The 13,605-nt window shown below is 75.2% G+C and carries 14 protein-coding genes; 3 read left to right on the forward strand and 11 right to left on the reverse strand.

Annotation, left to right across the window (positions count from 1 at the left end; all coding sequences use genetic code 11):
- Positions 1-4: 4 nt before the first annotated feature.
- The 9 genes from AC3AQ1_RS13340 to AC3AQ1_RS13380 form a co-directional block, all read right to left on the reverse strand.
- Complete coding sequence (locus tag AC3AQ1_RS13340) at positions 5-1,114, reverse strand: AAA family ATPase (protein ID WP_108719379.1); 1,110 nt, start codon at positions 1,112-1,114, stop codon at positions 5-7.
- Positions 1,111-1,569: a hypothetical protein gene (locus AC3AQ1_RS13345; RefSeq protein WP_108719380.1), complete on the reverse strand. Its 459-nt coding sequence runs from the start codon at positions 1,567-1,569 to the stop codon at positions 1,111-1,113. The genes AC3AQ1_RS13340 and AC3AQ1_RS13345 overlap by 4 nt, the downstream gene beginning before the upstream one ends.
- Positions 1,566-2,324: a DUF4129 domain-containing protein gene (locus AC3AQ1_RS13350; protein WP_108719381.1), complete on the reverse strand. Its 759-nt coding sequence runs from the start codon at positions 2,322-2,324 to the stop codon at positions 1,566-1,568. The genes AC3AQ1_RS13345 and AC3AQ1_RS13350 overlap by 4 nt, the downstream gene beginning before the upstream one ends.
- Before the next feature lie 6 nt (positions 2,325-2,330).
- Entirely contained in the window at positions 2,331-2,834 is a 504-nt protein-coding gene (locus AC3AQ1_RS13355; protein ID WP_139986439.1) for a dihydrofolate reductase, read from the reverse strand.
- Positions 2,835-2,853: 19 nt separating this feature from the next.
- Positions 2,854-3,663, reverse strand: coding sequence for a thymidylate synthase (locus AC3AQ1_RS13360; RefSeq protein ID WP_199916479.1), 810 nt, complete (start codon positions 3,661-3,663; stop codon positions 2,854-2,856).
- Positions 3,664-3,728: 65 nt separating this feature from the next.
- Complete coding sequence (locus AC3AQ1_RS13365) at positions 3,729-3,902, reverse strand: hypothetical protein (protein WP_159096550.1); 174 nt, start codon at positions 3,900-3,902, stop codon at positions 3,729-3,731.
- Positions 3,903-3,940: 38 nt separating this feature from the next.
- Positions 3,941-4,462 carry an OsmC family protein gene (locus AC3AQ1_RS13370; RefSeq protein WP_108719384.1) on the reverse strand — a complete coding sequence of 174 codons (522 nt, stop codon included), beginning with the start codon at positions 4,460-4,462 and terminating at the stop codon, positions 3,941-3,943.
- A gap of 326 nt (positions 4,463-4,788) precedes the next feature.
- Complete coding sequence (locus AC3AQ1_RS13375) at positions 4,789-5,313, reverse strand: GNAT family N-acetyltransferase (RefSeq protein ID WP_108720224.1); 525 nt, start codon at positions 5,311-5,313, stop codon at positions 4,789-4,791.
- 175 nt (positions 5,314-5,488) lie between these two features.
- Positions 5,489-6,268, reverse strand: coding sequence for a helix-turn-helix domain-containing protein (locus AC3AQ1_RS13380; protein ID WP_234417517.1), 780 nt, complete (start codon positions 6,266-6,268; stop codon positions 5,489-5,491).
- A gap of 135 nt (positions 6,269-6,403) precedes the next feature.
- On the opposite strand from AC3AQ1_RS13380, the gene AC3AQ1_RS13385 reads away from it, so the two are divergent.
- Positions 6,404-9,766 (forward strand): bifunctional proline dehydrogenase/L-glutamate gamma-semialdehyde dehydrogenase, encoded by a 3,363-nt coding sequence (locus AC3AQ1_RS13385; RefSeq protein WP_108720226.1) that lies wholly within the window; start codon positions 6,404-6,406, stop codon positions 9,764-9,766.
- Positions 9,767-9,847: 81 nt separating this feature from the next.
- Here AC3AQ1_RS13385 and AC3AQ1_RS13390 read toward each other — a convergent pair whose 3' ends face one another.
- Entirely contained in the window at positions 9,848-10,621 is a 774-nt protein-coding gene (locus AC3AQ1_RS13390) for a glycerophosphodiester phosphodiesterase (RefSeq protein ID WP_159096551.1), read from the reverse strand.
- A 127-nt stretch (positions 10,622-10,748) separates the two neighbouring features.
- Here AC3AQ1_RS13390 and AC3AQ1_RS13395 point away from each other — a divergent pair, with 127 nt between their 5' ends.
- On the forward strand, positions 10,749-12,230 hold the full coding sequence (locus AC3AQ1_RS13395) for a sensor histidine kinase (RefSeq protein WP_108720227.1): 1,482 nt from the start codon (positions 10,749-10,751) through the stop codon (positions 12,228-12,230).
- A 202-nt stretch (positions 12,231-12,432) separates the two neighbouring features.
- Here the strand turns inward: AC3AQ1_RS13395 and AC3AQ1_RS13400 are convergent, their stop codons facing one another.
- Complete coding sequence (locus tag AC3AQ1_RS13400; RefSeq protein WP_108719386.1) at positions 12,433-12,681, reverse strand: WhiB family transcriptional regulator; 249 nt, start codon at positions 12,679-12,681, stop codon at positions 12,433-12,435.
- 470 nt (positions 12,682-13,151) lie between these two features.
- Between AC3AQ1_RS13400 and AC3AQ1_RS13405 the strand changes: the two genes are divergently transcribed.
- Positions 13,152-13,598: a hypothetical protein gene (locus tag AC3AQ1_RS13405; RefSeq protein ID WP_139986443.1), complete on the forward strand. Its 447-nt coding sequence runs from the start codon at positions 13,152-13,154 to the stop codon at positions 13,596-13,598.
- Positions 13,599-13,605: the final 7 nt, after the last annotated feature.

The following is a 13,605-nucleotide window of genomic DNA, read 5'->3' on the forward strand; positions in this document are numbered from 1 at the left end:
GTCGTCACCGCAGCGAGGCGGTCGCGCCCGGGGTGGGCACGTGGTCGAGCAGGTCGGCGACGACGGCGACCGGCGACGTCCCCGCGGCCCACGCCTGCGGCGTGAGCACGAGCCGGTGCGCGAGGGCGGGCACGGCGACCGACTTCACGTCCTCGGGCGTGGTGTAGTCGCGCCCCGCCATCACGGCGCACGCCCGGGCGAGCAGCACGAGGGCCTGCGTGCCGCGCGGCGACGCGCCGACCTCGACCGAGCGCGCCGACCGGGTCGCGGCCGTGAGGTCGACGCAGTAGCGCAGCACGTCGCGCTCCACGGCGACCTGCTCGACCCCCGCCTGCAGCGCGGCGAGCTCGCCCGGACGCAGGACCGTGCGCACGGGCGCCGCCTCCTGCCGCCGCGCGAGACGCCGCTCGAGCAGCGCGGTCTCGCCCTCGCCGTCGAGGTACCCGACGGCGAGGCGCGCCATGAAGCGGTCCAGCTGCGCCTCGGGCAGGGGGTAGGTGCCCTCGTGCTCGACCGGGTTCGACGTCGCGATGACGTGGAACGGGTGCGGCAGCGGACGGGTCACGCCCTCGACCGTGACCTGGCGCTCGGCCATCGCCTCGAGCAGGGCCGACTGCGTCTTCGGGGGCGTCCGGTTGATCTCGTCGGCGAGCAGCATGCCCGTGAACACCGGGCCGGGGCGGAACTCGAACGCCGTGCGGGCCGGGTCGAAGACCATCGAGCCGGTGACGTCGGAGGGCAGCAGGTCGGGCGTGCACTGCACGCGCGCGAAGTCGAGCCCGAGCGCCGTGGCGAGGCTGCGCGCGGCGAGCGTCTTACCGGTGCCCGGCACGTCCTCGAGCAGGAGGTGGCCGCCCGCGAGCACGCACGCGAGCGCCGTGCTCAGGGCGGGCATGCCGACGACGGCGGTGCGCACCTCCGCGAGGACGGCCTCGCTCGCGTGGGCGATCTCGTCCGCGGTGGCGGGCTGCGAGGCGGCCGGCCGCGGGGCGGCGGACGAGCTGGGCCCGGTGGGCGCGGTGGGCCTGGTGGGCTTGGCGTGCTCGCCGGGTCCGTCCGCCTCGACGTCCTCGTGGTGGTGCGTGGGCGGGTGTCCGGCGTCGTGCTCGGTCATCGTGCGCTCCCTCTCGGGCCGTCGGGTCGGGGGGACGCGCCGTCGCGGCGCGCCATGGCTTCGAGGTCCTCGAGGACCCGCTGGACGGCGGCGCCCTCGCGCCGGTCCAGCTGTCCGGCGAGCCGGTCCAGCTCCTCGGCCTCCTCCGGGGCCGCCGACCGGCGCCGCAGCGCGATCGCCTGCCGCAGCCGGAGCACCGCGCCGCTCGCGGCCGCGCCGTCGCGGCCCGTCTGCCAGGACAGGCGGTACACCTCGGCGCGGCGGCCGCCGCGCTCGGGCGCGGGCAGCCGCGGCCAGGCGGTCTCGTCGGAGTCGGGGATCAGGTGCCCGAGCGCGACGAGCGCGGCGACGGCGAGGACCGTGACGACGACCCCGGGCGCGGGGGAGCCCAGCGCGAAGGCGAGCACGCCGGCGGCGACGACGGCCGCCGCCTCGCCGAGCAGTCGGCGGGTCATCGCGCGTCCTGCCAGGCGCGCGCGATCGCGTCCAGCGCGACCTGGGCACGCGCCACGTCGTCGTGGGTGACGGGGTGCTCGGAGAACCGCGCGGCGAGGTACACGTCACGCAGCTGCGTCACCGCCTCGGCGTCGGCGCCTCGGCGCAGCACACCGACGGCGAACTCGGTGGGCGTCTGGCTGGCCGCGCGGACGATGCCGTGGTCGGCGGCGGCCTCCTCCAGCGCGACCCAGGCCGCGATCACGGCGTCGCGCGGCGCCGAGCGCTCGCGCAGCCGCGCCTGTGCCTCGGCCAACGCGTCGGTGAGGTCGGGCACGGCGTCCTGCACCACGCTGACCCCGCCGGCCACGTCCGGGCCCTCGATCGCCGGCTCGCGCTGCAGCTGGCTGAGCAGCCTGCGCAGCACCAGGGCCAGCACGAGCGCGGCGACGGCGATCGCGACCCACATCAGCACCTGGCCCACCACGGCGGGCACCTCGAACGGCTCGAACGGCGGCAGCGTGGGCTGGTCGCTCGGGTCCTGGGGCGGGAACGTGAGCTGCACGGTGCTCAGGCTCGTCGGGTTCTCCCCGCCGTCGCTTCCCGTCCAGCGCGGCTCGGCCTCCAGCGGCCCGCGGACGGCGGCACCCACGACGGCGAGCGCGAGCAGTCCCGCCGTCACCCACGGCAGGGCGCGGCCCGTCCGTGCGGGCCGTGGCGCCTGCGGCACCTCGTCCGCGGGGCCGGCCGACCCGCGGGTGGCTCTGTCGGACACCACCGCTCAGCGCCGCCGCAGACGCCGCACGCGCCAGCGCGTCCCGGTGCTCGACCAGCGCCAGCCCGACTCCGAGCCCTCCTCGACCCACCCGGTGGTGACGTCGGGGCCGAGGGTGAGCTCGCCGTCGGGCTCGGGCACGTCGATCTCGCTGATGACGAGGAGGTCGGCGACCTCGGCGCCGAGCACGTAGACCTCGCCGCCGCCCATGATCCAGACGTCGCCGGTGGCCTCCTCCTCGGCGAGAAGCGCGAGGGCGTCGGCCATGGAGGAGGCGCGCTCGGCGTCCTCGTCGGCCTCGGGGCGCCAGTCCGCGGACCGGGTGAGGACCACGGACCGGGCGGCGCGCTTGCGGCGCCACGCGGGCGGCATCGACTCCCACGTCGGGCGGCCCACGATGACGGGGCGCCCGCTCACGATCTCGCGGAAGTGCTGGAGGTCCTCGGGCACGTCCCAGGGCAGCTCGCCGTCGGCCGCGATGACCCCGCCGGGCGTCTGCGCCCACACCATCCCGATCACGCGCCGCGCCTCAGACCGCGATCGGGGCCGCGATGGCCGGGTGGTGGCGGTAGTCCACGATCTGCACACTCTCGCCGGTGTAGTCGAAGATCGAGGGGGCCGGAGTGAGCTCGAGCGTCGGGAACGGGTACGGCTCGCGCGTGAGCTGCTCGCGCACCTGGTCGACGTGGTTGTCGTAGATGTGGCAGTCGCCGCCGGTCCAGACGAAGTCGCCGACCTCGAGCCCGACCTGCTGCGCGACCATGTGGGTGAGCAGCGAGTAGCTCGCGATGTTGAAGGGGACGCCGAGGAAGAGGTCGGCGCTGCGCTGGTAGAGCTGGCAGGACAGCCGGCCCTCGGCCACGTAGAACTGGAAGAGCGCGTGGCAGGGCGCGAGCGCCATGTCGTCCAGCGCGGCGACGTTCCAGGCGGAGACGAGGTGCCGGCGGCTGTCAGGGTTGCTGCGCAGGTCCGCGAGGAGCTTGCTGATCTGGTCGATGTGCCCGCCGTCGGGCGTCGGCCACGAGCGCCACTGGACGCCGTAGACCGGGCCGAGCTCGCCGTCGGCGTCGGCCCACTCGTTCCAGATCCGCACGCCGTGCTCCTGGAGGTAGCGCACGTTGCTCTCGCCGCGCAGGAACCACAGCAGCTCGTGCACGACCGACCTCACGTGCACCCGCTTGGTGGTGACGAGCGGGAAGCCCTGGCTCAGGTCGTAGCGCAGCTGACGGCCGAAGACGCTGCGGGTCCCGGTGCCGGTGCGGTCGCCCTTGCGGGCGCCGGTGGCGAGCACGTCGGTGAGCAGCGCCTCGTACTGGGTGTCGACGGGCATGGCAGCCATCGTAGGTGGCGGGACGGGGCCTGCCGGTGCTCCGTGGACGCCGGCCGGGTGGGTGGCGAGGCGCCTCAGGCCTTGCGCGGCTTGAGCGCCTCGATCGCCTGGGCGACCTCGGGGTCGTCGAGGTGGCTCACGATCCGGTCGCCGGACTCGAGGTCGTCCGCGACGGCATCCTGGTCGAGGTCGAACGGGACGGTCTGCATCGGAAGGGCCACCGGGCCCATCTCGTTGGTGAACTGCATCGCGAACCTCCTGGTGGTGGTGCGGGTGATGGTGCTGGTCAGGCGGGTGGGGCGGACGGTGCGGCGGTTCCGCCCTCGGCGGTGAGCGAGAGCGCGACGGCGGCGCTCGCCTCGAGCGTGCGGCTCACCGTGCAGTACTGCTCGATCGCCTTGCGCGCCGTGGCGAGCATGCGCTGCTGACGCGCGACGTCCTGGTGCGGGGCGGTGACCACCAGCTCGACGGCGAAGCGCTCGTACCGGTTCTCGCCCTCCGCCTTGACCCGGCTCACGCCGACGGAGATCGGCACGTCGTCGCCGAGCTCCCAGGACACGCGCGAGTCCGCGCTCATGCCGGTGCACGCGGCGACGGCGACGGCGAGCAGCTCGCCGGGGGAGAACACGCCGTCGTCACCCTCGGGGCCGATCCGGACGGTGGCGCCGCGCTCGTTGCGGCCCACGTAGGTGGCCTTGCCGACGCGCTCGGCGACGAGGAACGGGGCCGGGGCGTCGGCTGTGCTGTCGGTCGAGGCCACCGTGTGCTCGTCGTCGCGGGGCGTGTCGTCGTCGCCGTCGTCGCTCATGGGGACATCTTGACCTACCTGCGACGCGGAGGACACCAGTTCGTGGTGAACGTCCGCGCGGGAGCCTCGTGACAGGAGCGACTGCGCGTGACGGGAGAGCGACTGTCTGTGACGGGAGAGCGACTGCGCGTGATGGGAGAGCGACTCGCCGGGGGCTCGCCGGCCGCCGGTCGAGCGACGGTGCAGGTCAGAGCGCCGAGCCGAGGGCAGCGTCCGAGCTGAGTCGCCGTGGCGTTACGGGCAGTCGCTGTGGCGTGAGGGAGAGTCGCTGTGACGGAACAGGGAGTCGCTGCGGTGGAAGGCCGTGGTCGCGCCGCGGGCGGCCGTCAGTCGACGACGTCCGAGCGGCGCTCCAGCAGCACGAGGTCGCGCCAGACGCCTGCCATCGGGCCGTGCGTCATCTTGCCCACGCGCTCGCGCACCCCGACGGTCCGGAACCCGGCCTCCTCGTGCAGCCGGATGCTCGCGGTGTTCTCCGGGAACACCGAGGACTGCAGCGTCCAGAACCCCGCCTGCTCACTCTCCACGACGAGGTTCTGCAGCAGCGCACGGCCGACACCCTGGCGGCGGTGGTCCGGGTGGACGTACACCGACACCTCGAGCACGCCGACGAACACCAGTCGGCGCGAGTGCGGCGTGCAGGCGAGCCAGCCGATCACTCGCTCCGCGTCGTCCAGGGCGACGGTGCGCAGCAGCGGGAGCTTGTCGGTGTCGAACTTCTGCCAGGTCGGCGGGGTGTCGGAGAACGTCGCGTGGCCGGTGGCGATGCCCGCCGCGTAGATCGCGTGCACCTGGTCCCAGTGCGTGGCGTTGAGCGGAGCGAGGCGGACACCGGCCGTCGTGGCGGACATGAGCACGAGGGTGCCGGGGTGGCGTGTCGTGCTCGCTCCCGGATCGTTACGTTCCTGTGACACGGGCAACGCCCACCGTTGGTCCTGACGCGCGGCCGGAGGCCCGCTGCTGTGTCGCGCCGGTGTCGGGCAGGTTCGCGGGGCCGCGTCGCGTCCTCCCGGATGTCCGGGGCGGTCAGTCCGTGGGCGCCGTGCGCCGCTCCCGACGGCGGAACTGGGCCGGCGTCTCGCCCGCGAGCCGGGCGAACTGCCGGGAGAACGCGGCCTGGTCGTAGAACCCGGTCGCGTGGGCGATGTCGGCGATCGGCGTCGCGGTCGTCGCGAGCAGTCGCGCCGCGGCGTCGATGCGCGTGCGCAGCACAAGCTGCGTGGTGCTGAGCCCGGTGACGCGGCGCAGCCGCCGGGACAGCGCCGTCGTGCTCGTGCCTGCGATCGCGGCGAGGTCGGCGGCCGAGGGCGGGTCCGCGACGTGCGCCGCGATGTGGTCGATCACGCGCGCGACGGCGGGGAACGTCGCCGCGTCGCGCTGCTCGCCGAGGTCCTGCGAGACGGAGACGACGCCGACGACCCGGCCCTCGCCGTCGCGCACCGGCAGCTTGGTGGTGAGGTGCCACGTGGCCGCGGCGGCCTCGCCCGGCCCGAGCGCGCGGATCAGCTCGAGCTCGTGGCGCAGCTCGGTGCCTGCGAGCACGCGCGCGTCCTGCTCGGCGTAGCGCTCCGCGAGGTCGGGCACGAAGAGGTCCTCGGCGCGCCGACCCAGGACGTCGCGGCGCGACGTGCGACCGGCCCGGCGCACGAACGTGGGGTTGACCGTGACGTAGCGGCCCTGCGCGTCCTTGACGCAGAACATGGTGGTGCGCAGCTCGTCGAGCAGCGTGAGGAGGACGGGTGCGAGGTGGGCCGGGTCGAGGCGCACCTCGGGGCGCTGCGCGTCGGGATGCTCGGGCGTGGCCACCTGGCCATCGTCGCGCACGGCGCGGGCGCCGGCCGCACGGACGCCGCGCGATGGCGCCGTCGTGTCGCGAACGGACGCGACCGGAGGCGCCGGGTGACAAGACGCGCGCCGCGACCCGCGCGCACACTGCTCGGTATGACGGCCACACCCAGCCTGCTCGCCCCGGACTCCCTCGTGAACTCCGCCCTGGCGCTCGCCGAGGAGTGGCAGCGCGCCTCCGGCGACGGCGCCTCGCGGGCCGAGCAGGCGGCGTCGGACCGCCTCGGCCAGCTCGTGGCGAACCGCGCCGGGCTCGACCTCGCCGTCGCCTTCGTGGACGAGGTCGCGCGGCCCGAGGACACGACGGTCGCCGCGCGGGCCCTGGCCGACCTCGACGCCGCGGCAGCGTCGGCGTTCCTCACGCCGGTGGACCGGGCGATGTTCGCCGTCGGGCAGCGCGTCGCGCCTCTCGCCCCCTCGCTCGTGGTGCCGCTCGCGCGGGCGCGGCTGCGCCAGCTGGTGGGCCACCTCGTCGTCGACGCCGACCGCGGCCTCGCCGGGCACATGGCGCGGGCACGCGCCGCGGGCTACCGGCTCAACGTCAACCTCCTCGGCGAGGCCGTGCTCGGCGAGGCCGAGGCCGCCTCGCGGGTGGAGCGCACGATCGCGCTTGTGCGGCGGCCGGACGTCGACTACGTCTCGATCAAGGTGTCCTCGCTCGTCTCGCAGATCTCGACGTGGGACACCCCCGGCACCGTGGCGCGCGTGCTCGAGCGGCTGCGCCCGCTGTACCGCGCCGCGCTGGAGACCGGCTCCTTCGTCAACCTCGACATGGAGGAGTACCGCGACCTCGACCTCACCCTCGAGGTGTTCGAGGCGATCCTGGCCGAGCCGGCGTTCGAGCGGCTCGAGGCCGGCATCGTGCTCCAGGCCTACCTGCCGGACGCCCCCGCGGCGTTCGAGCGGCTCGTCGCCCTCGCGACCCGGCGGGTCGCCGCGGGCGGCACGCGGATCAAGGTGCGCCTGGTCAAGGGCGCGAACCTCGCGATGGAGCGCGTGGAGTCGCAGCTGCACGGCTGGCCGCAGGCCCCGCACACGTCCAAGGCGGAGACCGACGCGACCTACGTGCGGATCCTGGACCGCGCGCTCACCCCGGAGGTCGCGGGCGTGCTGCGGCTCGGCGTCGCAGGCCACAACCTCTACCACCTGGCGCTCGCGCACCTGCTTGCCACCGAGCGCGGCGTCGCCGAGGCGATGGACGTCGAGATGCTGCAGGGCATGGCGCCGGCGCAGGCCCGCGCGGTGCGCGACACCGTCGGCTCGGTGCTCCTGTACACCCCGGTCATCGCGCGCGCCGACTTCGACGTCGCCGTCTCCTACCTCGTGCGGCGCCTCGAGGAGAACGCCGCGCCGGAGAACTACCTGCACCAGAGCGTCGCCGACGGCGGCCAGGCCGAGGCCCGGACGCGTTTCCTCGCCTCGGTGCGTGACGCCGCCACGGTGACCACGCAGCCACGCCGCACCTCAGCGCCGATCGAGGTCGCGGGCGTCCCGACGCACGCGACGTTCGAGAACGCCGCGGACGCCGACCCGGCTGTCGCCTGGGTGCGCGAGCGCACGACGGCGGCGCTCGCCGTCGCGCCCGACCTCACCCCGCGCGCGCCGCACCTGGGCAGCACGGGCGAGGTCGACGACGTCGTGGCCCGGGCGCGCGCGCTCGCACCGGCGTGGGGGGCGACCGACGTCGCGCGCCGGGCCGCGGTGCTCGCGGACGTCGCCGAGCGCATCGAGGCGGCCCGGTTCGAGCTGATCGCGGTGATGGCGCACGAGGCGGGCAAGACCGCCGGCGAGGCCGACCCGGAGGTGAGCGAGGCGGTCGACTTCGCGCGCTGGTACGCGGGGTCGGCGCTCGCGCTGGCCGCGGATCCCGAAGACACGGCGGCGACGGAGCACGACGGGGCGGGCGCCCGGTTCGTCCCCGTCCCCGTCACGCTCGTCACCCCGCCGTGGAACTTCCCGGTGGCCATCGCCGTCGGTGGCGTGCTCGCGGCGCTCGCCGCGGGATCCGCCGTCGTGATGAAGCCCTCGCCGAGCGCCACGCGGTGCGGCGAGGTCGTCGCGGGCCTGGTCCGCGAGGCGCTCACCGCGGCCGGGTTCGACGCCGACCTCGTGCAGGTCGTCGCGGTCGACGAGGACGAGGTCGGGGCACACCTCGTGGCGCACGACGGCGTGGACCAGGTCGTGCTCACCGGCTCGCTCGAGACCGCGCGCCTGTTCGCGTCCTGGCGCGCCGGGCACCCCGGCGGACCGCGGGTCTTCGCCGAGACGTCCGGAAAGAACGCGATCGTCGTGACGCCGAGCGCCGACCTCGACCTCGCCGTCGCCGACGTGGTGCGCTCGGCCTTCGGGCACGCCGGCCAGAAGTGCTCGGCCGCCTCGCTCGTCATCCTCGTGGGGTCGATCGGGCGCTCGCGGCGGTTCCACGACCAGCTCGTCGACGCCGTGCGCTCGCTGCGCGTCGGCGTGCCCGACGACCTCGGCACCGGCATGGGTCCGGTCGTGGAGGTGCCGAGCGGCAAGCTGCTGCGCGGGCTCACCACCCTGGAACCCGGCGAGCGCTGGGTCCTCGCGCCGCGCGAGCTCACCCCGCCGCCGGGCGGGGAGCGCTGGGCCGGGCGGCTGTGGAGCCCGGGCGTCCGCGCGGGGGTCGTGCCGGGCTCGTGGTTCCACCGCACCGAGTGCTTCGGACCCGTGCTCGGGATCATGCGGGCCGACACGCTCGAGGAGGCGATCGACTGGCAGAACGCCACGGCGTACGGGCTCACCGGCGGCCTGCACTCGCTCGACCCCGACGAGATCGCGCTCTGGCGCGAGCGGGTCGAGGTCGGCAACGCGTACGTCAACCGGCACATCACCGGTGCGGTCGTGCAGCGGCAGCCGTTCGGCGGCTGGAAGGGCTCCGTCATGGGGCCCGGCGCCAAGGCCGGCGGTCCGCACTACGTGGCGCAGCTGGGGCGGTGGGTCGAGGACGCGCCGGCTGCCGACCATGCGGCCGACGCTGGGGCGGCCGACGCCGGCGCGGCGCGGCGCGAGGCGGACCGCGCGCTCGCCGCGCAGTGGCGCACGGGCGCGGATCCCTCGGCGCTGGCGTGCGAGGAGAACACGCTGCGCCTCGTCCCGGTCCCGGCCGTCACGGTGCACGTCGCGCCCGACGCACCCGCCGGCTCGGCCGACCGCGCTCGCGATGCGGCGGACGCCGCGGGCGTGCCGACGGTCGTCGTCACGCACGGCGACGGCGCCGCGCTCGCCGCCGACATCGCCGCCGGGCGCACGGCCGACCGCGTGCGCTGGGTCGGTCCCGCCGGGGCGCCCGAGGAGGTGTGGCGGGCCGCGATCGAGGCCGGCGTCTCGGTGCTCGACGACCCCGTGCGCGCGGACGGCCGCCGGGAGCTGCTCACGATGCTGCGCGAGCAGGCGATCTCGCGGACCAGGCACCGGTTCGGCCACGTGCACGCCTGACGTCTGCCCGTCCCCTGCCCGTCGCGCGCCGCCGAGGCGTCCGCGGCGCAGACGTTCGGGGGCTCGTGCTCCGCGTTCGCCTCAGGCCCGCAGGAACGCGAGCATCGCGGCCGGGTTGTCGGTGCACACGGCCTCGACGCCGAGGCGCGTCAGCCGCGCCCAGTCCTCGGGCCGGTTCGCGGTGTACACCCACAGGCGCAGTCCCGCGCGCCCGACGGCGAGCGCCCCCTCCTCCGTCAGCGTCACGTGGTTCGTGGCGAGCACCGCGACGCCCGACGCCGCGAGCTCGGCGAGGTCGTCGGCGTCCGGCACGTCCTCGACGAGCAGACCGATCGGCACGCCCATCGGCGCGAGGACCTCGAGCGACTCGGCGACGACGAACGGGTCGAACGAGGTGACGACGATGCGTCCCTGCGCGACGACGTCGTGCCACACCTGCGACGACAGCGTCTCCCCGAGCGCGGCCACCACCTGGGCGGCCGGCCGGCTGGGGGCCTTCACCTCGAGGTCGAGGCTGCCCCCGGTCGCCTGGAGCAGGGCGCCGAGCTCGTCCAGGTGCGGCACCCGCTCGCCAGCGAAGGCCGCACCCCGGCGGGCCCCGGCGTCCACGCGACGGATCTGCGACCAGGGCAGCGACTCGACGTCGGCCTCGGCGTCCACCCCGGCGTCCGCGGCGTTTGTGGTGCGGGCGAGGGAGTCGTCGTGCAGGAGGAACGGCACGCCGTCGGCGCTGAGGTGGACGTCGGTCTCCACCCAGCGCGCGCCGGCGTCGAACGCGGCGCGGAAGGAGGCGAGCGTGTTCTCGGGGGCGACGGCGGGTGCGCCCCGGTGACCGACGACGAGGGGGGTGCTCACCCGACCCACGCTAGAGGGGAGCGTGCGCGGGGTCGACCGGTTCGCCGTCGGGCGCGGGCGGGTCCGGTCGTGCCGACGCAACCGCCGACGAGACCGGCGGCGCGACTACCCTGCTGTGGTGTCCACGATGAGCGACCTCGTCGCGTCCCACGGCCGCCTCAGCGCTGCGGAGGTCGACTGGCTGCACCTGCTGGTGGGGGACTGGCAGGTGCTCTCCGACCTCGCGTTCGCCGACCTCGTGCTGTGGCTGCCGGACGAGGAGGGGCGCTTCGTCGCCGTCGCGCACTGCCGCCCCTCGACGGGCGGCACCGTCCACTACGACGACATCGTCGGCAAGCCGGCGCCGGAGGGGCAGGTCCCTGCCCTCGCCGCCGCGCTCGCGCGTAAGGAGATCCGCCGCTCGCGCGTGCCGCGGTGGAACGGGTCGTACGCGATCCGCGAGGAGGCCGTTCCCGTGGTTCGCGACGGCAAGGCGCTGGCGGTGCTCGGCCGGGAGACCAACCTCGGCGAGGCGCGCACACCCGGGCGGCTCGAGATCAACTACATCGAGGCTGCGGACGAGCTCTGCGGCATGATCGCGCGCGGGGAGTACCCGTCGCCGAACGCCGCGACGGGGCGGTTGCGCGGCGCCCCGCGCGTGGGCGACGGCCTGGTGCGGCTCAACGCGGAGGGCGAGGTCCTGTACTCCAGCCCCAACGCGATGTCCTGCTTCCACCGCCTCGGTGTCCTCGGGGACATGGTGGGCCGGTCCCTCGCGCAGGTGATCGCCGACCACGTCGAGGACGGCGAGGCCGTCGACGAGGCGCTACCGCTGGTGGCGATGGGGCGCGCGGCGTGGCGCACCGACGTGGAGAGCCGCGGCGTGTGCGTGTCGTTGCGCGCGATTCCCATGACGAACGAGGGCGAGCGCATCGGGGCGGTGGTGCTCTGCCGCGACGTGTCGGAGCTGCGCCGGCGCGAGCAGGAGCTCATCACCAAGGACGCCACGATCCGCGAGATCCACCACCGCGTGAAGAACAACCTGCAGACCGTGGCCGCGCTGCTGCGGCTGCAGGCGCGGCGGACCACCTCGAGCGACGCGCGTTCGGCGCTGGACGAGGCGATGCGGCGGGTGGCGACGATCGCGTCGGTGCACGAGGCGCTCTCGCAGACCATCGACGAGATCGTCGACTTCGACGCCGTGTTCGGCCGGACGCTCCGGCTCGCGGTGGACGTCGCGGCCGCCGAGCAGCCGGTCCGGATGGTCCGCGAGGGCTCGTTCGGCCGCGTCGCCGCCACGGAGGCGACGGCGCTCGCGGTGGTGCTCACCGAGCTGGTCTCCAACGCCGTCGAGCACGGGCTCGCCAAGATGGGCGGCACGGTGGCGATCCGGTCGGAGCGTCGGGGTCGTGACCTCGTGGTCGTGGTGGAGGACGACGGCGTGGGCATCGACCCCTCGGCGCCGCCCACCGGGACGGGGCTGGGGATGCAGATCGTCCGCACGCTCGTGGCGGGGGAGCTGCACGGGAGCATGGAGTGGCGCCCGCGCGCCGAGGGTGGCACCGAGGTGCGGATCCAGGCGCGGCTCGGCTTCGGCCCGCCGTCCGACGGCGAGGTCGACACGTTCTGAGTCCCGCGCGGGGCGGGGCGTGCGCCAGGCGTGGGCCGGCCGTGGGCGCGGCGTGCGTGCGTGTGCGGCGTGCGGTGCGACGCGCCGCGGTGCGCGGGCGCGGGTGCGCGAGGGGTCGGTGAGAGCGCGGCGAGCCGGGCGCAGACGCGAGACGGCCGCCGCACCCGAGGGTGCGACGGCCGTCGTCAGCGTGGTGCGGGACTCAGCCGGCCCGGCGAGCGCGGGCGGTGCGGCGCTTGAGCGCGCGGCGCTCGTCCTCCGACAGGCCGCCCCAGACGCCCGAGTCCTGACCGGTCTCGATGGCCCACTTGAGGCAGGAGCTCACGACGTCGCACCGGTTGCACACGGCCTTCGCCTCCTCGATCTGAGCGAGGGCGGGGCCGGTGTTCCCGATCGGGAAGAACAGCTCCGGGTCCTCGGTGAGGCAGGCAGCATCGTGACGCCAGTCCATGGTGGCGGCTCCTTGGGCGCAGAGGGTCCCCATCCGTAGTGGGGGAGGGACCGCATGTCGAACAGTTCCTGTGGACAACTGTCACACGGGATGCGCGCGCGCACAAGGGTTACGGAGACGTTGCATCCGCTTCGCCGTGAGGTGAACGTCACAGCAGCACACAGGAGCAGTTCCACGCAAATCCTCGCGTGTCGCCACGCGGGCGGTGACCAGAGGGTGACGGTGCGGCAAACGGGCAGGTCACGCGTGTGAGCGTTCACGGCGTGGGCGCTTCCGGCTCGGCGCGCGGTCGGCTCGACGGCTCCCGCGACACGAAGGACCGTCTCGAAACACCGACGGGCACCAAGGGGCACCGAGGGACACCGAGCGGAACCGAGGAGCACCAGCGCCGCCGGGAAGCCCGCACCGGTGCGCGTCCGCCCGCTCGGAAGCGCCGCCAGCGGACTGCGTGGCACCTCTACAGTGGCGGGATGCCTGCTGTCCCCACGCCGGAGGAGCCGGACCCTGGCCGCGTCGGGGGGATCCGGACGAGGACAGCCCGGCCACGCACGTTGGTCCTGGCCGTCGTGCTGCTCCTGCTCCAGGCGATCGGGTTCGCGGCGCTCGCGGTCGGCGTCCTCGTCACCACCGCCGGTGACGAGCGCGTCGCCAGCCTCCCGGTGCTCGCCTTCGCGCTGCTCGCCGCGGTCGCGGTCGCGGCGGTGGGCAGGTCCCTGTGGCGCCGGCGCCGATGGGCGCGCGGGGCCGCCGTCGCGTGGTCGCTCCTGCTCGTGCTCACGGGCCTGTCCCAGCTGAGCGTGAACGCCCCCGTCGCGGTCGGCCTCGCCGTCCTGGGACTCGCGACGGCGGCGGCCGCGGTCGCCCCGGCGACGCGCCTCGCCCTCGGGTCCGGCGAGGACGACCAGCCCCACGGCTGACCCGACC

The sequence above is a fragment of the Miniimonas sp. S16 genome (genome assembly GCF_057748195.1).